The following is a 20,132-nucleotide window of genomic DNA, read 5'->3' on the forward strand; positions in this document are numbered from 1 at the left end:
CGTGCGTTTCCTTCAGGTGGTCGTGATGGCGAGGAGTTCGGCGAGGTGCATGGCGGTTCGCTCGCTGAGCTGGGAGATCTGGGTGCGGCAGCTGAAACCGTCGGCGAGGATCAGCGTGTCCGGGGCGGCGGCGCGCACGGCGGGAAGCAGCGCCTGCTCGGCGGCGGCGACCGAGACGCCGTAGTGGCCGCGCTCGAAGCCGAAGTTCCCGGCGAGCCCGCAACAGCCGGACTGCAGGATGGTGTTGTGCACGCCCGCGCGCCGCAGTATCTCCTCGTCGGCGTCGAACCCGCCCTCGGCATGCTGGTGGCAGTGTGTCTGGCTGATGGAGCGGGCGTCGATCCGCGGCGGCGTGTAGTTCGGGGCGTGCTCGAGCAGAAGTTCGGCCAAACTCTTGACGCGACCGGCGGTACGGCGCGCGGCGGAGGTGTCCAGCAGCCGGGGCAGGTCGCCGCGGAGGGCGGCGGTGCAACTCGGTTCCAGACCGACGACAGGTACGTCGGGACGGGTCTCCAGCGCCGTGACGGCGCGCGCGGCCACCCGGCGGGCGACCCTGAGCTGGCCGGTGCTGATCCACGTCAGTCCGCAGCACTGGGTGCCGGGCGGCACGTGCACCTGGAAGCCGGCGGCCTCCAGGACGGTGACGGCGGCCCGCAGCACGTGCGGGCTGAAGTGGTTGTTGAACGAGTCGACCCACAGCAGCACCGGGGTGCCCTCCCGCGCGCCGTCGCGTCGGCGGAACCAGTTGAGGAAGCTCTCGCTCGCGAACGCGGGGATGGCACGCTGCGGGGTGATCCCGCCGAGCCGCTTGACCAGCGGCGCGAGTGGCGAGCGGGTGACCGAGTTGGCCAGGCGGGGGGCGCGGGCGGCGAGCCGGGACCACACCGGCAGCCATCCCATGGAGTAGTGAGACGGCGGGCGCAGGCGGCCGCGGTAGTGGTGGTGCAGGAACTCCGACTTGTACGTCGCCATGTCGACCCCCACGGGGCAATCGGAGCTGCACCCCTTGCACGATAGGCACAGGTCCAGCGCGTCGCGGACCTCTCGGGAGCGCCACCCGTCGTCGATCAGCTCCCCTTGCGCCATCTCGTACAGCAGCCGGGCACGGCCCCGGGTAGAGTCGCGTTCGTCGCGGGTTACCCGGTAGCTGGGACACATCACCGATCCGCTGGAGCCTCCGGTCCGGCACTTGCCGACGCCGACGCAGCGGCGCACCGCGCGGCCGAAGTCGCCGTCGTCGTCGGGGTACGAGAACATGGTGTGCAGCGGAATCGTGCTGCGGCGCGGGCTGACGCGCAGGTCGTGGTCGGAGCGACGAGGATGGACGATCACCCCGAGGTTGAGCTTGTCGCCGGGATCCCAGAGGCGCTTGAACCGCTCGAACAGCTCCACCGCCTGCCTGCTGTAGACCAGGTCCAGGAGCTCGGAGCGGGCCTGCCCGTCGCCGTGCTCCCCGGAGGGCGAGCCGCCGTGCTCGGCGACCAGACGGGCGGCGTCGGCCAGGAAGGCGCGAAACGCCTCCGTGCCTGCGTGAGTCTCGAAGTCGAAGTCGAGGCGGACGTGCAGGCAGCCCTCCCCGAAGTGGCCGTAGACCGCCCCTCGCAAGCCGTAGCGGGCCATGAGGTCGTTGAAGTCGCGCAGGTAGGCACCGAGACGTTCGGCTGGCACGGCGGCGTCCTCCCAGCCCGGCCACGCCTCGGACCCGTCGGGGAGCCGGGTCGCCAGCCCGGCGCCGTCCTCCCGGATCCCCCACAAAGCCCGCTGCTCGTCTGGGCTGGTGGCGACGTACGCGCCCAGAAACCCGGCGGTCCGCTCGGCCGCCGTGGCGAGATCGGCCGCCGCGCGCCGGGCCTCGTCGGGCGTGTCCGCCCCCAGCTCGGCGAACAGCCAGGCATCGCCGGCGGGGAGGCGCTCGACGGCCGCCAGCGCGGCCGGGCGGGTGACCATCCGGGTCAGCGCCCGGTCCAGGCCTTCGAGCGTCATCGGCGCCCGTTCAACCAGGGCGGGCACCGCGTCCGCGGCGGCGGGCGCGTCGGGGTATCCGAGCACGGCCAGCGCCCGCGCGCGGGGGCGGCGTACCAGGCTGAGCTTGGCGGACAGCACCACGGCGCAGGTGCCTTCGGAGCCGACCAGGGCGCGGGCCAGGTTGAACCGCGCTTCGGGCAGGAGGTGCTCCAGCGCGTACCCGGAGACCTGCCGGGGAAAGCGGCCGAACTCCGTGCGCAATGTGCTCAGGTTCTCCATCGCGAGGTCGCGTACGCCGGCCAGCAGTCGGCCGCGTTCGCCGCGTTCGGCGATGGCGTCCTCGAGTTGGCTTGGTGTCATCGGCCCGACGGTGAGGACCGTCCCGCCGTAGGTGAGGACTTCGAGCTCGATGACGTTGTCGCTGGTGCGCCCCCAGGCGAGGGAGTGTGACCCGCAGGCGTTGTTGCCGATCATGCCGCCGATGGTGCACCGGCTGTGGGTGGACGGATCCGGGCCGAAGGCCAGGCCATGCGGGGCCGCTGCGGCCTGGAGGTCGTCCAGGACCAGCCCCGGCTCGACCCGGGCGGTGCGCGCCCGGGGATCGAGGTCGAGGATGCGGTTGCAGTGCCGGGAGAAGTCCAGGACGATGCCGGAGCCGATGGCCTGCCCGGAGGTGCTGGTTCCGGCGCCGCGGCAGGTCAGCGGCACACCGTGGTGTCCGCACGCCGCCACGGCTGCGATGACGTCCTCGCGGTCGAGCGGGAAGACCACGCCCAGCGGGACGCGGCGATAGTTGGAGGCATCCGCGGCGTACTGGGCGAGGCGGCCGCGATCGGCGGTCACCTCGCCGCGGACGACGCGGCGCAGTGCGGTCAGGATCGGCTCGCCGGCCGATGATGCCATGGTGGCCCCCGGGTCGTAGTCATACGGAGGAGTTCCCCTCCAGCGTGAGGGGAAGGGGCCTGGCGGGCCAAGAGCCAGAAGCCCGGTAGCCTGTAGCTGTGAGAGCAATCGATCCTTGGCCTGGAGCCGGTTCATGCTGAATCCGACTCATCTGCTCACCCTTGAGGTGGTCTGCCGCACCGGTTCGTTCGCCATCGCGGCGCGCGAGCTCGGCTACACCTCCTCGGGCGTGTCACAGCAGATGGCGGGCCTGGAGCGGGCGTGCGGCCTCCTGCTGTTCGAACGGCAAGCCCATGGCATCCGGCCGACCGCGGCGGCCGACCAGCTCGTGGAGCGGGCCGGCCGAGTGCTGGCGGTGCTCGGGGAGTTCGAGGACGAGATACGTGACCTGGCCGCCGGGCGGGTGGGCCGCCTGCGGCTGGGCAGCTTCCCCACGGCCAGCGTGCGCCTGGTGCCCGACGCACTGACGGACCTGGTGGCCGGCCATCCCGCGGCGGAGATCCTGCTGGAGGAGGGCGAGCCGGACGAACTGGCCCAGATGCTGGTCAACGGCGAGCTGGACGCTGCCCTGCTGTACGAGTACGGGCACGTGCCTCAGCGGTGGCCGACGGAGCTGGTGACGGTGCCCCTGCTGCGCGAGGCGCTGCTGCTCCTGACGCAGCATCAGCGCGCGAACACCGGCGAGGCGACGGCGCGACTGCCGGCACTCCGGGCGGCGCAGTGGATCACCAGCCGGGAGGGCACGGCGGGCGCGATCTCGCTGGAGCGCCTGTGCGCGGCTGCCGGCTTCGCGCCCGCCATAACGCGGCGCAGCGACAACTACGACGTCGTGCGCCAACTCGTCGGGGCAGGGTTGGGCGTGGCTGTCGTGCCCGCGCTGGGACATGTGCCCGACGAACGCGTCCATGCCGAGCCGATCGCCTCTCATCTGGCTCATCGCCGCGTCCTCGTGGCCCATCGCGCGGCCAACGTCAACCCGCTCCTGCAACCCGCGCTGCGGGCGATCAAAGCGGCTGTCGCCACGGACGACCCGTGGCTCGCCGTATCAGGGGAATGATCGCAGGGCAAGATTAGCTTGGTCTGGCGGTCGCCAGCTCCTGCCCTGCTGGGTCTTGGCTAATCGCCGCCCTGCTCCCAGGCTGGAAACCGCGGCCCCACCGAGCCGCGCCCCGGATCAGTGGAACGACACGCAGGAGACTCGCATGGTTCCCACCTGGCGGCTGCGCGCCGCATTCGCCCGCCGCCTGTCGGACATGTACGGGACCGAAGTGCCCGCATACACCACGCTCCTCGACGTCGCCGGCGAGGTCAACCACGAGGTGATGCGTGAGAACGCCAATGCCGAACGTCTGGGCGGCATCGACCGGATCACGGCAGAACGCCACGGTGCCATTCGTGTCGGCACCCCGCTGGAGATGCGCCAGGCGGCCCAGATCTTCGCCGCCTTCGGCATGTACCCCGTGGGCTTCTACGACCTGCGCGATGCGACCTTCAGCGCGGTACCGGTGATCTCCACCGCTTTCCGTCCCATCGACGCCCTCGAACTGGCCCGCAACCCGTTCCGGGTCTTCACCTCCCTGCTCACCACCGCCGACCGGCGCTTCTTCGACGCCGACCTGCAGGACCGCCTGGAGAAGTTCCTCTCCCGCCGCGAACTCTTCGCGCCGGAGCTCCTTGACCTTGCCCGCCGCGCCGAACGTGACGCGGGGCTGCCGCACGAACAGGCCGAACGCTTCCTCGCCCTCGCCGTGGTCGCCTTCAAGCTGTCCGCCGAGCCGGTGGACCGCACGTGGTACGCGGAGCTGGAGCGCGTCTCCGCCGTCGCCGCCGACATAGGCGGCGTCTCCAGCACGCACATCAACCACCTCACGCCGCGCGTGCTCGACATCGACCTGCTCTACCAGCGCATGGCGGCCCGCAGCATCGCCATGATCGATGCTGTCCAGGGCCCGCCGAGCTGGGACGGCCCGGACGTCCTACTGCGCCAGACCTCCTTTCGCGCACTCGCCGAACCGAGGAAGTTTCGCGAACCCGATGGCAGCGTCACCACCGGGTCGCTGCGTGTCCGCTTCGGTGAGGTCGAGGCACGGGGCCTCGCCCTCACCCCGGCCGGCCGCGCCCTGTACGACGAGCTCGTCACCGAAACCGACCTGCGGAGCGCCGACCATCCCCATGTCACCAGGCAGGATCTAGCCCGGAGCATCTGGCAGGCCCGCTTCCCCGGGAACGAGCGCCAGCTGCTCACCGAGCGCCTGGCGTACTTCACCTACCAACCGGCCACCAGACGTCCCGGCGACCGGCGGCAACCACCCGCAGACGTCGCCGGACTATTCGCAGACGGTTGGATCACCGCCCACCCCATCGTCTACGAGGACTTCCTGCCTCGCTCGGCCGCTGGGATCTTCCAATCCAACCTCACAGGCGAAGGCACCTGGAACGCCACCGTGAGTGGAGCCCACTATGACGCACGATGGCTCACCGAGACCATCGAGCGACCCGTGCACGATCCCTTCGAGCTCTACGCGGCACAACAGGACGAGTCCCTGGCTCTTACGCTACGGGCGCTCGGGCTGACCGCCTTGCGGTACCGTTGACGAGAATGAGGGAAGGATCTTCAGCGGCAAATAACAGTAAGAAATCGTCACTTCCCTGCCACATCACCCGGGGGAGCACGAATGAGGTGCCGGACTCGTTGACCGTGGTGGGCCGTAGCGGCCGCCAGCACAGGCCGCGATCGGCACCAACTACGCAGGAGATGACCAGCTCAACTCGTGTCGGCACGGTGGGTCTCGGCACCGATCTCGTTGGGCTTCGCCTGCAGTTCGTTCAGCAACTCGAAGCGTCCTGCCCGCCATCCCGCCACTTAACGGTCTTGACCAGCGGGGACCAACAGGGTGATCTCACCCCGCCCAACTCTTCCCAGGACAGGTAACTCGGTGGCGACCGGCATTGGACCGTGAGCCGGGAGACACGTGCTCCCAGATCTCCTGGTCGGGATAACTCCGGTTGACCGAGACGATGCTGTCAAGGTCCGGTTCCTCAATCGTGCTCACCTGGGGGCTCCCATGTCGAGCGGGACTTATCGGGGCGACGCCGCCAGGCTCTTATCTGGGGTCAGCATCGAGGCTCCGGTATATGGTGGCGCGGCCGACACCAAGCCGGTCCGCGATCTGCTGAACGGTGTACTTGCGCTTGCCGTCGTGGCCTTTCATCTCGTACAGCGCTCGGGCCATCTCGATTCCATCGGCGTCCAGTGCCCGTGGCCGGCCACCGACCCGGCCGCGAGCTCGCGCGGAGGCGAGACCTTCAAGTGTTCCCTCCACGATGAGTTCGCGCAGGAACTCATCGAACGCGCCGAACATGTGGAACTGCAGGCGCCCAGTCGGGGGTGGAGGTGTCGATACCCTGCTTGAGCACCAGCAGGTCGACCTCGCGCCCGCGCAAGTCTGCCGCTAGGTCCAGCAGATGTCGCAAAGAGCGGGCGGCTCGGGACAAGCGGGTGATGACGAAGGTGTCACCCGGTCGCGGGTAATCCAGGGCCTCGTCCAACTCGGGCCGTCGGTCGAGCTTGCCGGAAGCCTTGTCGATGAAGACGCGGTCGCATCCAGCAGCAGCCAGCGCGTCGCGCTGGGATCGCGGGTGCTGGCCCGCCCATAGCCGATCTTGCTCACTGGAGAAGTGAGTCACAAACGGTGACGTCACTCTGTATTGAGACGTTGTTTTCGGGCGCGTCTTTTGAGAATGGTCGACCTGGAATGCTATGGAATCGACAAGATCACTGGACCGTGTCTCGATAACGATCATTTCTGGGACGACACACAGTCACCACCCTCGCTCGCCGTGAGAGCTGGGTCAGTTCAGATCTTCGGTGATCGTCCAGCCGCGGCTACCGCCGATCTTGGCGAGCTGCTGGCGCAGCATCGCGATCCGCTCACGCGCGTCCGGCCCCGTGATCCCGATCGTGCTGCGCTCACCGGTCGCGTGATAACTGGTCCGCCGATCCCCCGCCGCGACCCGGCACGCAGCGTTAATGGCGGCTCGCAGCCGGGCCACTTTCCGTGGATCACCCTGCCCGCCGAACCCTTCGATCGTTACAGACGAGAACAGCGGTGCGAGGCGCAGGCCGTCCCGTCGCTTGACAGCGTCCAACTCTTCTTGATCGGCGCTTAGATCCTTCAGGATCCTGTCCCGGTCGACCGAGCTGATCGGCCTGCGGCCGAGCCAGTCCGGCCAGCCATCCGGCCGAGTCGGCACCACCCGCACAGGCTCGAACGGAGGCGGCGCAGCCGCCTCACCGGCCTCGTCCTCAGCATCGGCGGCCACGCTGTCGCTCAACCAATCTCCTCGTGCCACACCTGTGCGCCAGCTCGTGATCTTCTCCTGATCGTACCGGTCGTATCCAGCCGACGACCTACAGATAGGACAGACGTATCCCACCGTGGGCGCCCCCATCCACCAACACCCCTTCGCAACCCTGCCTGACCTGCGGCGAAGGCTTATCGTTCAATTCCGGCCGGATAGTCCCAAGACCCCGACCAGGTCCTCAAGTACGCCACCGCGATCCGCACCCGTACCGCGTCCACCGAGGCCATCTTGTCGCGCTTCACCCGCACCGCCTCGCACCCGGCCTACCAGGCGATGCTGGAGATCGGCCGTGCGGCGCGCACCACGTTCGTATTAGTTACGTGGAATCTGACGGTAGGAATGATCATTCTCCTATCGGACCACGGACTGAGGAGATCCATTGGGCAGCACGGTGGTGCTGGAGGAGAAGTGGCCGGTGCTCGACCGGCACGAGCGGGCGGCCGAGTGGCTGCGAATATGGACGGATCTGGGGCGAGCGCCCCGAACGATCGACGCTTACGCCCGCGGCCTGGCCGAGTACCTGACGATGTGCGACCGCGAGGGCATCGACCCGGTCACCGCGAACCGCGCCCACGTCGCCGTGTACGTGCGTGAACTAACCTCCCGGCCCAGTCGCCGAGGGGCGAACGTCATATCGATCGACTCCGGTTCGGGCCTGGCCAACGCCACGATCCAGCAGCGATTGGTGCCCGTGCGGCTGTTCTACGACTACTTGATGGAGGAGGGGATACGAGACTCCAATCCGGTCGGCCGGGGCCGCTACACACCTGGGCGTAGGGGCGGCGGACATCAGCGTGGCCTTGTTCCCAAGCTGACGAAGTTGCCGTGGATCCCCACCGAGCAGCAGTGGAGGGATATCCTCGCCGTCGCTGCAGGGGAATGCGTTCGCAACCGCGTCATGTTGGCGCTCGCTTACGATGCGGCGTTGCGCCGCGAGGAGCTGTGCTCCCTGCGCACCGACGATCTCGACCCGGGCCATCGCATGCTGCGGATCCGAGCCGAGACGACGAAGAACCGGCTGGAACGCGTCGTGCCGTACTCTGCGCCCACCGGCGCACCGCTCTCCAGTTATCTCGCTCACCGGGCCGGAATCAGCCGGGCACGCGGGCCGCTGTTCTTGTCGGAGTCCCGCCGCAACCACGCCCAGCCGCTGACGTTGTGGACCTGGTCGAAAGTTGTCCGCAAGATCGCCTTGGCTACGGGGATTCCGCGTTTCTCCACGCACACCAGCCGGCATCTCTGCCTGACCGACCTGGCCCGGATGGGGTGGGAACTGCATGCGATCGCCACGTTCGCCGGCCACCAAACCACCGACGCGACCTTGACCTACATTCACCTGTCCGGCCGCGATCTCGCTGACAAGCTCAACAAGGGCATGGGGCAGATCCATGCCTGGCGGGTGGAGATGCTGGCCCGCCTCGACAGGTCGGCGACGGAGGCAGCGGGCCGGTGACCACGATGACATCGGCGGCCGTCAGCGTGACGGCCGCAGCTCCCGGCTGGCCTTGGCCGGTCGACCTGGCCGGATACGACCGCCGGCCAGATCTCACCGAGACGGAACTGGAAGCGCTGCGTCGGCTCGGGCTGAACCTGCGTCGGCGTCGCTGCTACGACCGGGACCACTCAGGATGGCCCGTCATCAGTCGGCTGCTGTGCCCGCTGGCGCGGGCCGCGCTGTGGTGCCCCGACACCCCGCATCACCGGCGCGCAATTACCGACGCGATTGGCCTGGTGCTGCTGCGCTGCGCCGAGGAGAACACCAGCTTTTGGGCCTGGTCCGAGCAGGACTGGTTACGTTTGATCGGTGTTAGAGCCTGCTGACGAAGGCTTAAGTGCTCGTCGGCATGGGGCCATAGAGGGCTGGTCCGATCTTGTTGATGTGGCCCTGATGAGACCATTGGGACAGTTGGACGCGGAAGCTGTTGACGTTCTCGATTCCGAGGATGGCGGCCAGTTCGGCTCCTTTCCACGCTCGCCAGGGTTGAGCGGCCAGGAGTTGCAGGACCTTGCCGCGCCGATCGGAGCTGGTCAGGTCCGGAAGCGGCGGCGGGGCGCTCCAGCGGCTCGCGGGCGGCCGGCCTGCCAGTTCGCGGGTCAGGCGGCGGGTCATCTGGTGCACGGCCGCCCACCAGATCAGGGCTTCGTGGTGGTCGGGCCTGCGTTCATAGATCCGCACCAGGCGGCGGTAGCGGACCAGCCAGGCGAACGTGCGCTCCACCACCCACCTGCGCGGCAGCACGACGAAGCCGCGCAGGTCGTCGCTGCGCCGGACGATCGTGACGGCCAGGCCGAGGACCTGCCCGGCCCAGGCCTGCAACCGGCCGGCGTAGCCGCCGTCGGCCCAGACCAGACGGATCGTGGAGAACTTCTCCCGTAGCAGCGCCAGCACTGGATGCGCGCCGTCACGGTCTTGCACCGACGCGGCGGTGACGATCACGCACAACAGCAGCCCGAGCGTGTCGACCACGATATGCCGCTTCTGTCCCTTCAGCTTCTTGCCCGCGTCGTAGCCGCAGGCGGCCGCTCCGACGGTCTCGGCCGCCCTGACCGTCTGGGAGTCCACGCAGCCGGCTGTCGGCAGTTCCGCCCGTCCGGCCAGGATGCGCAGCCGGCCGCGGAGCCGTCCGGCCAGCCGTTCGGGCAGGCCGCGACGGGACCAGCGCAGGAAGAACGCATACACCGCCTGATGCGGCGGGAAGTCGACTGGCAGGGCCCGCCACTCGATCCCGTACCGGGTCACGTAGTTGATCGCGTCCAGCATCGCGCGCAGGTCATGCACCATCGGCCTGCCCGCGACCGCGACCAGTTCGATCATCACTCCCCGTGCCTCGCGCTCCAGCACCAACCATGCGGCATCGGCCAGATCCGACGGGTATGCCGGTTTCCGGTCGCGACATGCGCATCCCGGTGAGGCGCAACCGCTGGCGTTCACGGCCGCAGGCGTGTAGACAGACAACCACGGGCTCCTGGCCGCTGAGCTGCTTAGACAACACCTCAGCTACCGGGAGCCCGCTCCCGTTCACGGGCTAACAGCCCAACGATGACCACACCCCGGCGCTCTCCTGACTCACGCCCGACGCCAAACCCCTTCGTCAGCAGGCTCTAAAAGATCATGCGCGACTCCCAACGGGTTGGCTCGTCAGACAGATGATCCCGGGAACGGGGAAGAGCATGAGGTAGAGGTTCGGTATCCACCAGGCGAGTGCGAAGTCTCCCCGCAACGTCCAGAACGCGATCGCCATGAGTCCTGAGGCCATGGTCAGCACCAGTGAGACCAGCATCAGTGACGGACCGCTCGCCCTGCCGCGGCGCAGGAGCCACAGGCTGGTCAGCCCGGTGAGGCTGGCCAGCAGGTCGATCCAGAGGAATGACCAGTTCCAGTCGATCATCAGCGGGTTGGTGTAGTCAGCGAACGCCCATTCCAGCGGGATCAGCCCGAGAGCCGTTACGGCGAAATAGACCACGAAGCCGACATCTGTGACGAGCATCAGGCCCTTAGTAGCGCGCAGCACGGTCGATAGCCTCCATCAGGTAGCGGCGGGTCCCCTCATGCAGGTCAGGTCCAGGAGGGCCGAGCCCAAGCAGCCTGGCCGCCCACCACCCGTCCACGGCCAGCCGTACGGCTGTCGCCGCTGCGGGGTCGATGCCGTCGTCGGCGAGCCTGGCCTGCCAGGCAGCGAACCGCTCACGCAACGGCTCGAGCTCCGCCGGGTCGACGACCATTACAGCAAGCAGCGCAGCGGTGACGCGGTCGGCAGGCACCGTGGCGGTGGTGTGCCGCTCGGGGATGGTCGCCTCGACATAGGCGCGCAAGAAGTCGCCCGGGTGGGTGCCCGCCTGAGCGAGCGCGTCCTCGAAGGCCTTGGTCAGCCGGTCGACCATGGCGCCTACCAGGGCCTGTTTTGTAGGGAAGTGGTAGAACAGTCCGCCCTTGGAGACCCCGGCCCGCTTGGCGACGGCTTCGAGGGTGAGCGACTCACCTCCCTGCGACAGCAGCACGTCAGCGGCGGCGTCGAGGAGACGGTCCTTCGAGCTTGGTCGTGGCATACTCAATACTATACCGGTCGGCCGGTACAGTTTCAGAGGAGGCTCTCCTTCTTTGACAACACCGCTCTGATCAGGAGCCCGCTCTTGGCCGCGGGCACATCGCTTGCAGATGACACTCCCCAGACCATCCCGGCCTCTGGCCTCGGCGACCAAATCCTTTGTCAGCAGGCTCTTAGCGTCGCCGAGTTCGGGCATCCCTGGCCCGGCTGGATCGACGGCACCGTCCGCCCCTACGTCGCCGCCTACGCCTACCTGCTGGGCGGGTTCACCAGCTTCGACCAGCTCGGTGGCTTCAACCGGCTGGCCCTGTCCTGGCGGGTGTTCGGCAAAGACGTCGTCGACCAGGCGCAGGAACAGATCACCGGCCTCCTGGAGCAATGGGGCTACCGTCTCGGCCGAGACTCCGACCATCGCATGGCCACCGTGATTTGCCAGTCGCTGCTGCTCAACCGCAGCCCTCTGCTGGAGGATCTGACCACCGAGGCATTCGATCGGCTTCGCCAGAGCACGGGCATGCGGCGATGGCATCTCGGAGCGCTGTTCGGTTTCCAACGGGCCGTCGCCGCGTTGGGATATTGCGAACCTCCATCGTTCTCCGCGCACGGCACGATGCCCGCCATCGAGGGCGCGCCAGCGGCCTGGACAGAATGGATCGAACGCTGGCACGACACCTCCACCCTGACCCCCGAAAGTTCGCGGCATCGTCCGGGGAGTGATGGCCAAGGCCGGCCGCTGGTTAGCTGATCACCACCCGGGCATCACCACGCCGGACCAGTGGACGCGGCAGACCTGCGCGGCGTGGGTCGCGGCGGTCGACCGCATGAACGTCGGCGACTACATCCAGCGCACGGTCGGCCTGTCCAAGCGCTCTGGCCAGCCCGTCAGCCCACGCACCAAGGCCGGCATGCTCACTGCGACCAGGGCGTTCTTCCGGGACTTGCAAGAGTGGGAGTGGATTTCGCGACGGTTCGACCCCGCACGAGCGCTGGCCACCCCGCGCAGCGTCCTGGCGCTCATCGGCCCGAACCCCAGAGTCATCGCCGACGACGTCTGGGCCAAGCTGTTGTGGGCCGGATTGAATATCGAGGCCGACGACCTGCCCGCCAACGCCAGTGGCCCGTGCTACCCGATGGAGCTTATCCGCGCGATCACGCTGACCTGGCTGTTCGCCGGGCAGCGCAGCGACGAGATCTCGCGACTGCGGGTCGGCTGTATTCGCTGGCAGCACGACGGCACCCCTATTCTGGGCGGCTCTGCCGACGTGCTCGCCCAGGACGCTGTCTGCCTGCTGGACATCCCCTCCCACAAGACCGGAACCGCGTTCACCAAGCCAGTGGACCCGTTGCTGGGCAAGGCGATCGAGGCATGGGAAGCGGTGCGACCCGACCAGCCGAAGATGCTGGACACCAAGACCGGCGAGCATGTCGACCTGCTGTTCGCGATGCGAGCCCGCCGGGTCGCCAAGGTCTACATCAACAAAACGATCATCCCATCCCTGTGTCGAAAGGCGGGCGTCCCGACCGCCGACATCCGGGGGAACATCACCAGCCACCGCGCCCGGTCCACGATCGCCAGCCAGCTCTACAACGCCAAGGAGCCGATGACGCTGTTCGAGCTTCAGGCCTGGCTCGGGCACCGTTCAGCCGACACTACGCAGCATTACGCCAAGATCACTCCGAACACACTGTGCAAGGCATACCGCGACGCTGGCTACTTCGAACGCAACGTGCGCACCATCGAGGTGCTGGTCGACCGGGACGCCGTCGAGAGCGGGGGCGCAGCCGCGGGAGAGCCGTGGCAGTACTACGACCTGGGGCACGGGTTCTGCAACTACACCTTCTTCGAGCAGTGCCCGCACCGGATGGCCTGCGCCAAGTGCGACTTCTATACCCCGAAGGACTCCTCCAGGGCGCTGCTGCTGGAGGCCAAGGACAACCTGCAGCGCATGCTCGCCACCGTCCCGCTCACCGACGACGAGCGGGCCGCGGTCGACGACGGCCAGGCCGCTCTTGACCAGCTTCTGGAACGTCTCGCCGACGTCCCCACGCCATCCGGTGCGACCCCGCAGCAGATCGGTATTCCGGCCCAGGCGACGCTGCTTCCGATCATCGCCGTTAGAGGGTGTTGCTGAACTCGTGATCTTGGAGCCGGTGATCAATCAGTGTGGTGATGCAGGACGTCATCACTGACGGGGCGGAGCCGGTCGGGAGCCGAGCGACACGTTGTCAGGCTGGATTGACAGAGGCGATCGTGTCAATCTAGCCTGACAGGCATGCGTACTATCACACCGCCCAGCCCCGCTCCCGGGGCGCCGATGGCGGATTCCCCTGACCGGACGACGAAACGGTTACTTCTGTGCGGAGCGCTCGCGGGACCGCTGTTCGTCGTCGCATTCCTCGTCCAGGGCGCCGTACGCGCCCACTACGACCCGCTGCGCCACCCGGTCAGCTCGCTCGAGCTGGGCGAACACGGCTGGATCCAGGCGGCCAACTTCATCGTGGCGGGCCTGCTGACGCTCGCCTTCGCCGTGGGACTGCGGCGGGCGCTCAAGAGTTCGTTCTGGGGTCCGGCCCTGGTGGGGGTCTGGGGGCTCATGCTGGTCGGCGCGGGGGCCTTCACCACCGACCCGGTAAGTGGGTATCCGCCGGGGACCCCTGACCTGCTGCAGGAGTACAGCAGCCGGTCCGCGGAGTTGCACGACCTGATCTCGCTGCCGGGCTTCGTCGCCGTCCCCGTCGCGTGCGTGGTGTTCGCGGTGCGGTTCGCCCGGACGCGGGAGCTCGGGTGGGCCGTCTACTCGGCCGCCAGCGCGGTGGCGTTCGGTGCCACCTTCGTCCTGTGCACAATGGCGTTCGCCCAGAATCCATCCCTGGTCGCCTACGGCGGGCTTTTCCAGCGGATCGCGATGACCATCTGGTGGGCCTTCCTCACCCTGCTGGCGGTGCGGCTGGTCAGGCGGAGTCCAGCGTGAGCGGTGGGGTGCCGCTTGCCCGTCGATGTCGGTGAAGCCGTACGAGGGTGTTGTTGGACCTCGGGAAACGCTGTTTGATCAATAGGAGTGACGCGACTCTCTGTGTTTCGTCGCAGCGAGCCCGAGACGAGCAGGCGATCTAAGGCGTTTCCGCAAGCGTCCACTTCGCCGCTCTTCGCGGGCGCATGGTTGAGGAACCGCTGCTGTGGAGCTACGAACACCTTTTACGCGAACACCTGCTCGGCGCGGACTCGCTGCTGGATTTGGGCACGGGAGGCGGGGAGTTCCTTTCCGCGCTTGCGCCGCTTCCGTCCCGAACCGCCGCCACCGAGGGCTACCCGCCCAACCTGCCAGTGGCCCGTCGCCGCCTGGAGCCGCTGGGCATCGAGGTTGCGGCGGTTGGCGAGAACGGCGCTTTGCCGTTCGCTGACAGCTCGTTCACGGTCGTGGCTAGCCGGCACGAGTCTTACGACCCGTACGAGGTCCGCCGGATCCTGACCGGCGATGGTCTCTTCGTCACACAGCAGGTGGGTGGCCGCGACCTCGAAGAGCTACTGCTGGATGAGCAGCTCGTGGTTGTCGTGCTGGTAGGCCGTCACCTCCTCGATGTCGGCCAGCTGCGCGGTCGCGCCGCCAGCCCGCTCCACGACCTGACGGACCGACCCCATCCCCGCGGCCTGCATACGCACTGCCTTGACCAGCGCCTCGACCGCGGCCTCCAGACCGGCGCGCTGATCTGGCTGAGTGGTTTCCCCGCCAGCCTCCCGGCCCGCTTCGCTGCCGGCCTCGGTGTCTACGTCTGCGTGACCGACTGGGCCGGTCAGCGCGGTCAGGGCCATCATCACCATCTGGGCGGCTGCGGCTTCGGCCGCTTCAACCGCCCCGCCAGGCACCAGGCCCTGCAGCACGCCCCTGTAGGTGAGGATCAAGCTCTCCACCACCTGCCGCTGCCGCAGGTGGATCTCCTCCAGTTTGGCCTTGGCCTTCTTGGCGGTGGCCGCCATGCGCTTGCACAACATCTCGGCGAGATCATCACGCGCCCGCGCCTGGGCGGTGTGCACCAGGCACACCAGCAACGCGACCCGCTTGGCATCGACGGTGTAGGTCCGGGCCAGCACATCGGCGTCGGCCGCGTCGGCCTCCCCGGCGAAATCGGCGACCTTCGAGGCGGCGATGCCCTCCAGCACCGCCTCGGTGTCGCACAATCCTTCCACCCACGCCAGGTGAGCGGCCTGCTCCTTTGCGCCAGCCGCTCCAACGCCACGTTGATCAGATCCGGCGGATGATTCTTCACCCACGCCGCCCGGGTCATCGCCTTGGCCGCGATCTTGCGAGCCTTGCCCGGCGCATAGGCCACCCCCTCCCGGCGGCCGCACCAGCACCCGATGCGACTCCGCCGTACGCGGCGAGGCATACACCGGCGCCACGTCCTCGCCCAGCTCCAGGCATCGCCGTACGTGCTCCACCACCACGACCGGCACCTCGCGGGCCTTTGGCGAAACGGCCCAGCCGCTGAAAACACTTCAGCGCGAGCGTCAACGCCAGCAGGTGCTCATCGGCGTCGGTCTTCTCCCGCGCCCACGCCATCTCCTCCTGTGAGAGGGAGTAGAAGAGGTACAACTCGCGCGTCATCATCAACCGCGGGAACACCCGATAGGCGGTTCGCTCGACCGACGTCACCGCACGTGCCTCCCGGCTCAACCCGCCAACCGACGAGCCACACCGTAGCGAGACGAACACGCGACACAACAGGCGAAGAAGATCACAGCTTCATCAAACCCACCCACTCAACCCTTCAAGATCCACTCAATGTGGGTTTTGGGCGTATGTGGGCTGACCCCCATACTCCGGCTCTTTTCCGCGCAGCGGGAGCCATGGAGATGTTCCAGAAGTCGGCGTAGCGGCCACCGTGGTCGAGCAGTTCGTCGTGGCTGCCTTCCTCTACGATCCGACCGCCGTCCAGAAAGACGATGCGGTCGGCGCGTTGGACGGTCCGCATCCGATGCGCCACCATCACCACCGTCCGGCCCGCCACCAGGCGCTGGATGCCTTCGTGGACGGCCGCCTCGTTGACCGGGTCCAGCGCGGAGGTCACCTCGTCCAGCAGCACGATGGGCGCGTTCTTCAGCAGCGCCCGCGCGATCGAGACACGCTGGCGCTCGCCCCCTGACAGCAGCGCGCCGCCCTCGCCGACGTTCGCCGCCCATCCGCCGGGCAGAGCCGCTGTCCCTCAGGGACGGTGAGCGACACCTCGTCGAACACCGTGTGCACGCCGTGCCAGAAGGCGACGGCGTCGAACTCCAGGCCGTGGTGCGCCGGCTGGATCGGCTCGCGGGGTTCCCGCAGCGGCTCGGTGCGTAGCACCGTCTCGAGTCTGGCCAGCTCCGAACGCGCGCCGCGGAGTTTGCCGCCGACAGCGACAGCAGCGGGTCGGCGCAGCGGGCGGCCAGCACCAGGATCGCCAGGATCTCCGCCGCGCCGATGTTCCCGCCGAGCGCGAGGTAGGCGCCCAGGACCAGTAGCCCGGTGAAGATCGTCTGCACGGTGAGCGTCAGCCCCACGGCGCTGGGCAGCGTCGCCAGCACGGTACGGCGGGAGGCGCGTCGGGCATCCAGCAGCGAGTCGTCGAGCAGCTGGAAGCGTTCGCCGGTCCGGCCGCCGGCCCGCAGCACCGGTTGAGCCTAGAGGAATTCGATGACGCGCCCGCCGGCCTCCTGGTCGCGTTCGTGACGCTCGGCGTCGGCGGCGGCCGTCGCGCGTGCCGTCCAGGCCTGGATCGCCGCCACGACGAGTGCGGCATGCAACGCGGCCAGCCCCATCCGCCAGTTGAAGGCGATCATCACGGCCACGATGGTCAGGGGCGTGACCAGGGCAGAGATGAACGGTGCCAGCAGATGCGCGGCCACGCCCATGGCTTGCAGGAGGCCGCAGCCGGCGAGGACGGACACCTCGCCAATGCGAGCGGCGTTGTACCAGCCGAGGGGGAGGCGGGCCAGATGCTCGCCGAGCCGGTGATACATGCCGCGCAACATGGTGGTCCCGACCCGCATACCGGACAAGTCGCTGATGTAGCGCAGCACAGCGTAGAGGGCGACCGCGGACCCGAACGCGACCAGCCAGGGCACGGCGTCCGCGGGCGTGCTGCCGAGCAGCGCCCGCAGCTTCTCAGGATGGCACGCCGCCGCCGGTCTCCAGCTGGCGCCGGTACATGCGCTGGCCAACCTCTATGGAGGAGCCCCGCCTCGTTGATGTATCGGGTGCCGCCCGAGTCGACGATGATCGCTCTTGGCCTGGCCCGTTGAGACGACCGCGGCTCCTGTCCGCGATCAATACGCTGACTTCCTTGAGCGGCCGTAACTCCCGACTCGCTACGCGAACTCGTAGATGCCCGCCTAGCGCTCTCCGCGCAGGTCCAGGCATTCCTCCTCACCAACCGGCTAAACGATCAGGGCTAGTTTGTGTTGGAGCGTACGGGCGAAGCCCGTTCCTGCTGTGTTCGGGGTAATTAGTGGTTCATCAGCCGAGCGCCTTTACATTGTAGATTTTTAATGAGAACGAAGATAGAGCCCCCGCTTCTCCCAACAGCGGCCAGCCTGCGATTGATGTTCAAGGACGGCCAGGCCCCGGATTACATCCCTCAACCCATGCAGCCAGCCCAAGCCTCTGCTGTATACGCTGCTCTCCTTCGCCGTGCTGGCCACCCGCCAGCCCATCCTGCAGTTCCTGGCCGAGCTCGGTGGCCACGGTCAGGCCGGGCCCAGCCCCTACGACGCTCACATCGGCGTCAAGCTCGGTCACGGGTGGATTCCGCTCGGGAGGACGGCGCACCGATCGCGAACACCTCCATCAGCTGCGCGAGGGTGCGGAAGTACCCGATGAGGACGACCAGCTCCACCACACCCTCGCGTCCGAGCGGTGTGACCGCGGCCTCGTACTCGTCGTCGTCCAAGGGGCGAGGGTCGTCCTGCAGCCGCCGGCACAGGCTGTAGGCCGCCGCCTCGGTGGGATCCTCGGAGGTGAAGGTGCCGCAGGCCAGAGTGGACAGCTCCTCTTCGGTGAGTCCTGCCGCGCGTCCCACCCGCTCGTGGGCATACCTCTCGAAGTCGCTCCCGGTTGCCGCGGCGACGGCGAGAATCGCGATCTCGCGGGTGCGGGGCGCTCATCCGCGTGCGGTAGCGCACCGCCGCTCCCAGTTCCTGGAGTCGGCCGCCGAGGGCAGGCGCGTACAGCATCATGCCGAAGGGTCCGTTCAGCGCCCCATCCTGGTCCTGGAGCGCGAAGTGCTGGGGTCCTGTGACGCGGACACCCGAGGTGATCTGCTGGTAGAGGGCCAGCTGCTCCTCGTTCAGCTTGGCTTCGGTCAGTTTCGGAAGTCGGGGAGTGGTCGTGTCGTGCACGTCGATGTCCTGTTCGCCGCCGTCGTGTGAAAGCCGTCGTGTCAAAGATGCGTGGTGAAGAAGTCCGCGACGGCGGTCAGTTCGGCGACGGCCTGGGCGCGGGCGGCGTGCGCGAAGCGGGCCAGTGCGGCGATCTTGCCGGGCGGCACCGCGCTCAGGTCCCAGCCGGCCGCGCCCAGGTCGCGCAGTTCCACATGCCGGTCCAGGGCTTTGACCAGGCCGGTGCTGCTGACGTCGGTGGGGCTTTTGCGTAGCCGGTCCAGCCGGGAGACGCGCCGGCCCTGTTCGATCTTGACCAGGTTCTTCAGCACGGCGGCCTGGTCCGGGCTGGGGGCGGCGGCCAGCAGCGCGTACTGGCGGGCGGCGACGCGCTCGCGCAGAGCGGCGATCATCCGCTCCAGGGTGGTGACGCCGGGCAGCAGGATCTTGGCCCCCACCAGGCGGTGGGTGGCCAGGTCGAACAGCACGATCGGGCGCTCGCCCGTGGTCCAGGCGCGTTTGTAGAGCCAGCAGGCCAGCGCGAACCACTGCTCGCCCGCAAAGGCGGTGAAGCCGTAGCCGCCGCGGATCTGCTCCTGATGATCCCAGCGGGCCTCCTTGCTGCCGTACCCCTTCAGGTCAGCGGCCTGCAGGCCGAGCTGTTCGGCGACGTAGTCGACCACCGCTGCCGGAACGTCCTCGGGATCGTCCAGGAAGCAGTTCAAGAACCGTGCGGTGCCCAGTTGCGCGGACCAGCCGAGCTGGTTGCGCGCGCCGTTGGCGGCCATCGCCCGGCGCCGGTCATCGGCATCCAGGCGGAAGAAGGCGCCCAGCTGGGCGACGTCGGGGACGGCGTTGAAGACGCCGTATCGGCTGCGCTGCTCGGTGGTGAGGAAACTGACCGGCATGAAAAGGGTGCCTCCAGGCATCCGAGGGCGCGCCCTCACCTCGCGCAGCGCGGTGGAGGCGCCCTCGGATATCAGCAGCGGCCAGGTCAGATGATCGGACGTGACCGATTACGTGCTGAATTGTGTCAGTCCCACGCCAGCCATGATCACCGTCGTCCAGCTCATGACAGTCGGGTCGCACGCGAGTCCGAACTTCGCGCCTGTGCTCTGGCTCCGGGTCCAGAACGCTTGGCCATTGAGCGCGGTTTTCCGAAGGCAGATGTCTCCACGCGCCGGTAGCCGGCCAGCCACCGCTGCAAGCACCTCATACCGGCTCATAGCCAGGGCGCGCCCGGGCACGTCCCCGGAGCGCCCGCTGTCCGGCCTGGCCTGTGCGTGTTGTTCACTCACAGTGCTCACCCTGCCATCTCCGTCCCCACAGCCGATGCCCACCACACCCGTGAAGGTCACGGTTTGCGACAGCTCCGCACACCGGGACCTGCGGATTTGGCCCGGGATCGGTGGGGCGAGGGCATCTCCGTCTGCGTCTGATCCGCTTGCCAGGCCGCCCCTGAGGTCGGGGCGGCCTGGCAAGCGCGCTCACCACCGGTCCCAGTG

20 protein-coding genes and 2 pseudogenes are annotated in these 20,132 nt (G+C 68.2%); 8 read left to right on the plus strand and 14 right to left on the minus strand.

All coding sequences use genetic code 11. The annotated features are described in order from the left end of the window. Nucleotides 1–12: 12 nt before the first annotated feature. Nucleotides 13–2,868: an FAD-binding and (Fe-S)-binding domain-containing protein gene (locus ACGFNP_RS46770; protein WP_393329486.1), complete on the minus strand. Its 2,856-nt coding sequence runs from the start codon at nucleotides 2,866–2,868 to the stop codon at nucleotides 13–15. Nucleotides 2,869–3,001: 133 nt separating this feature from the next. Here ACGFNP_RS46770 and ACGFNP_RS46775 point away from each other — a divergent pair, with 133 nt between their 5' ends. Together ACGFNP_RS46775 and ACGFNP_RS46780 are read left to right on the plus strand one after the other, a co-directional pair. Beyond that, nucleotides 3,002–3,925, plus strand: a complete 924-nt coding sequence (locus ACGFNP_RS46775; protein ID WP_393329488.1) for a LysR family transcriptional regulator — start codon at nucleotides 3,002–3,004, stop codon at nucleotides 3,923–3,925. A gap of 145 nt (nucleotides 3,926–4,070) precedes the next feature. Continuing rightward, nucleotides 4,071–5,462, plus strand: coding sequence for a 2-oxoadipate dioxygenase/decarboxylase family protein (locus ACGFNP_RS46780; RefSeq protein ID WP_393329490.1), 1,392 nt, complete (start codon nucleotides 4,071–4,073; stop codon nucleotides 5,460–5,462). A gap of 510 nt (nucleotides 5,463–5,972) precedes the next feature. Here the strand turns inward: ACGFNP_RS46780 and ACGFNP_RS46785 are convergent. From ACGFNP_RS46785 to ACGFNP_RS46795, 3 genes are read right to left on the minus strand one after another with little or no spacing between them, the layout of a single operon-like run. Further along, a complete protein-coding gene (locus ACGFNP_RS46785) occupies nucleotides 5,973–6,230 on the minus strand; it encodes a recombinase family protein (protein ID WP_393329492.1) in 258 nt (85 codons plus the stop codon). Then, nucleotides 6,211–6,672, minus strand: a complete 462-nt coding sequence (locus ACGFNP_RS46790; RefSeq protein ID WP_393329493.1) for a recombinase family protein — start codon at nucleotides 6,670–6,672, stop codon at nucleotides 6,211–6,213. Before ACGFNP_RS46790 ends, ACGFNP_RS46785 begins: the two co-directional genes overlap by 20 nt. A gap of 48 nt (nucleotides 6,673–6,720) precedes the next feature. Beyond that, nucleotides 6,721–7,203 carry a hypothetical protein gene (locus ACGFNP_RS46795; RefSeq protein ID WP_393329495.1) on the minus strand — a complete coding sequence of 161 codons (483 nt, stop codon included), beginning with the start codon at nucleotides 7,201–7,203 and terminating at the stop codon, nucleotides 6,721–6,723. 409 nt (nucleotides 7,204–7,612) lie between these two features. On the opposite strand from ACGFNP_RS46795, the gene ACGFNP_RS46800 reads away from it, so the two are divergent. Next, nucleotides 7,613–8,686, plus strand: coding sequence for a tyrosine-type recombinase/integrase (locus ACGFNP_RS46800; RefSeq protein ID WP_393329497.1), 1,074 nt, complete (start codon nucleotides 7,613–7,615; stop codon nucleotides 8,684–8,686). Next, entirely contained in the window at nucleotides 8,683–9,054 is a 372-nt protein-coding gene (locus tag ACGFNP_RS46805; protein ID WP_393329499.1) for a hypothetical protein, read from the plus strand. The genes ACGFNP_RS46800 and ACGFNP_RS46805 overlap by 4 nt, the downstream gene beginning before the upstream one ends. A gap of 7 nt (nucleotides 9,055–9,061) precedes the next feature. Here ACGFNP_RS46805 and ACGFNP_RS46810 read toward each other — a convergent pair whose 3' ends face one another. From ACGFNP_RS46810 to ACGFNP_RS46820, 3 genes are all read right to left on the minus strand, one after another. Continuing rightward, nucleotides 9,062–10,165, minus strand: coding sequence for an IS5 family transposase (locus ACGFNP_RS46810; protein WP_393330113.1), 1,104 nt, complete (start codon nucleotides 10,163–10,165; stop codon nucleotides 9,062–9,064). A 178-nt stretch (nucleotides 10,166–10,343) separates the two neighbouring features. Beyond that, nucleotides 10,344–10,721: a DUF5360 family protein gene (locus ACGFNP_RS46815; protein WP_393329501.1), complete on the minus strand. Its 378-nt coding sequence runs from the start codon at nucleotides 10,719–10,721 to the stop codon at nucleotides 10,344–10,346. Between the two features lie 7 nt (nucleotides 10,722–10,728). Next, nucleotides 10,729–11,280 (minus strand): TetR/AcrR family transcriptional regulator, encoded by a 552-nt coding sequence (locus ACGFNP_RS46820; RefSeq protein ID WP_393329503.1) that lies wholly within the window; start codon nucleotides 11,278–11,280, stop codon nucleotides 10,729–10,731. Between the two features lie 84 nt (nucleotides 11,281–11,364). Between ACGFNP_RS46820 and ACGFNP_RS46825 the strand changes: the two genes are divergently transcribed. The 4 genes and pseudogenes from ACGFNP_RS46825 to ACGFNP_RS46840 all read left to right on the plus strand — a co-directional run. Then, nucleotides 11,365–12,024: a hypothetical protein gene (locus ACGFNP_RS46825; RefSeq protein ID WP_393329505.1), complete on the plus strand. Its 660-nt coding sequence runs from the start codon at nucleotides 11,365–11,367 to the stop codon at nucleotides 12,022–12,024. Further along, on the plus strand, nucleotides 11,996–13,411 hold the full coding sequence (locus ACGFNP_RS46830; RefSeq protein WP_393330116.1) for a tyrosine-type recombinase/integrase: 1,416 nt from the start codon (nucleotides 11,996–11,998) through the stop codon (nucleotides 13,409–13,411). Before ACGFNP_RS46825 ends, ACGFNP_RS46830 begins: the two co-directional genes overlap by 29 nt. A gap of 141 nt (nucleotides 13,412–13,552) precedes the next feature. Then, nucleotides 13,553–14,251, plus strand: coding sequence for a DUF998 domain-containing protein (locus tag ACGFNP_RS46835; protein WP_393329507.1), 699 nt, complete (start codon nucleotides 13,553–13,555; stop codon nucleotides 14,249–14,251). 185 nt (nucleotides 14,252–14,436) lie between these two features. After that, nucleotides 14,437–14,700: pseudogene (locus ACGFNP_RS46840) on the plus strand (class I SAM-dependent methyltransferase); the annotation flags it as partial. A gap of 102 nt (nucleotides 14,701–14,802) precedes the next feature. Here ACGFNP_RS46840 and ACGFNP_RS46845 read toward each other — a convergent pair. From ACGFNP_RS46845 to ACGFNP_RS46875, 7 genes and pseudogenes are all read right to left on the minus strand, one after another. After that, nucleotides 14,803–15,456, minus strand: coding sequence for a hypothetical protein (locus ACGFNP_RS46845; protein ID WP_393330156.1), 654 nt, complete (start codon nucleotides 15,454–15,456; stop codon nucleotides 14,803–14,805). Nucleotides 15,457–15,559: 103 nt separating this feature from the next. Then, nucleotides 15,560–15,991 carry a DUF4158 domain-containing protein gene (locus ACGFNP_RS46850; RefSeq protein ID WP_393329509.1) on the minus strand — a complete coding sequence of 144 codons (432 nt, stop codon included), beginning with the start codon at nucleotides 15,989–15,991 and terminating at the stop codon, nucleotides 15,560–15,562. A 55-nt stretch (nucleotides 15,992–16,046) separates the two neighbouring features. Continuing rightward, nucleotides 16,047–16,469, minus strand: coding sequence for an ATP-binding cassette domain-containing protein (locus ACGFNP_RS46855; protein WP_393330118.1), 423 nt, complete (start codon nucleotides 16,467–16,469; stop codon nucleotides 16,047–16,049). Next, nucleotides 16,376–16,615 (minus strand): hypothetical protein, encoded by a 240-nt coding sequence (locus tag ACGFNP_RS46860; protein WP_358341578.1) that lies wholly within the window; start codon nucleotides 16,613–16,615, stop codon nucleotides 16,376–16,378. The genes ACGFNP_RS46855 and ACGFNP_RS46860 overlap by 94 nt, the downstream gene beginning before the upstream one ends. A 317-nt stretch (nucleotides 16,616–16,932) precedes the next feature. Then, a complete protein-coding gene (locus tag ACGFNP_RS46865) occupies nucleotides 16,933–17,472 on the minus strand; it encodes an ABC transporter transmembrane domain-containing protein (protein ID WP_393329510.1) in 540 nt (179 codons plus the stop codon). Nucleotides 17,473–18,035: 563 nt separating this feature from the next. Then, nucleotides 18,036–18,395: pseudogene (locus ACGFNP_RS46870) on the minus strand (carboxymuconolactone decarboxylase family protein); the annotation flags it as partial. 294 nt (nucleotides 18,396–18,689) lie between these two features. Continuing rightward, on the minus strand, nucleotides 18,690–19,535 hold the full coding sequence (locus ACGFNP_RS46875) for a DUF4158 domain-containing protein (RefSeq protein WP_393329512.1): 846 nt from the start codon (nucleotides 19,533–19,535) through the stop codon (nucleotides 18,690–18,692). Nucleotides 19,536–20,132: the final 597 nt, after the last annotated feature.

It is taken from the genome of Nonomuraea sp. NPDC049269 (genome assembly GCF_043197155.1).
GTDB lineage: Bacteria > Actinomycetota > Actinomycetes > Streptosporangiales > Streptosporangiaceae > Nonomuraea.

Bases quoted from the DNA above. Each gene is read 5' to 3' on its own strand.
- ACGFNP_RS46770 (WP_393329486.1), bottom strand. From the start codon at position 2,868: ATGGCATCATCGGCCGGCGAGCCGATCCTGACCGCACTGCGCCGCGTC.
- ACGFNP_RS46775 (WP_393329488.1), top strand. From the start codon at position 3,002: ATGCTGAATCCGACTCATCTGCTCACCCTTGAGGTGGTCTGCCGCACC.
- ACGFNP_RS46780 (WP_393329490.1), top strand. From the start codon at position 4,071: ATGGTTCCCACCTGGCGGCTGCGCGCCGCATTCGCCCGCCGCCTGTCG.
- ACGFNP_RS46785 (WP_393329492.1), bottom strand. From the start codon at position 6,230: ATGTTCGGCGCGTTCGATGAGTTCCTGCGCGAACTCATCGTGGAGGGA.
- ACGFNP_RS46790 (WP_393329493.1), bottom strand. From the start codon at position 6,672: ATGATCGTTATCGAGACACGGTCCAGTGATCTTGTCGATTCCATAGCA.
- ACGFNP_RS46815 (WP_393329501.1), bottom strand. From the start codon at position 10,721: ATGCTCGTCACAGATGTCGGCTTCGTGGTCTATTTCGCCGTAACGGCT.
- ACGFNP_RS46820 (WP_393329503.1), bottom strand. From the start codon at position 11,280: ATGCCACGACCAAGCTCGAAGGACCGTCTCCTCGACGCCGCCGCTGAC.
- ACGFNP_RS46830 (WP_393330116.1), top strand. From the start codon at position 11,996: ATGGCCAAGGCCGGCCGCTGGTTAGCTGATCACCACCCGGGCATCACC.
- ACGFNP_RS46835 (WP_393329507.1), top strand. From the start codon at position 13,553: ATGCGTACTATCACACCGCCCAGCCCCGCTCCCGGGGCGCCGATGGCG.
- ACGFNP_RS46875 (WP_393329512.1), bottom strand. From the start codon at position 19,535: ATGCCGGTCAGTTTCCTCACCACCGAGCAGCGCAGCCGATACGGCGTC.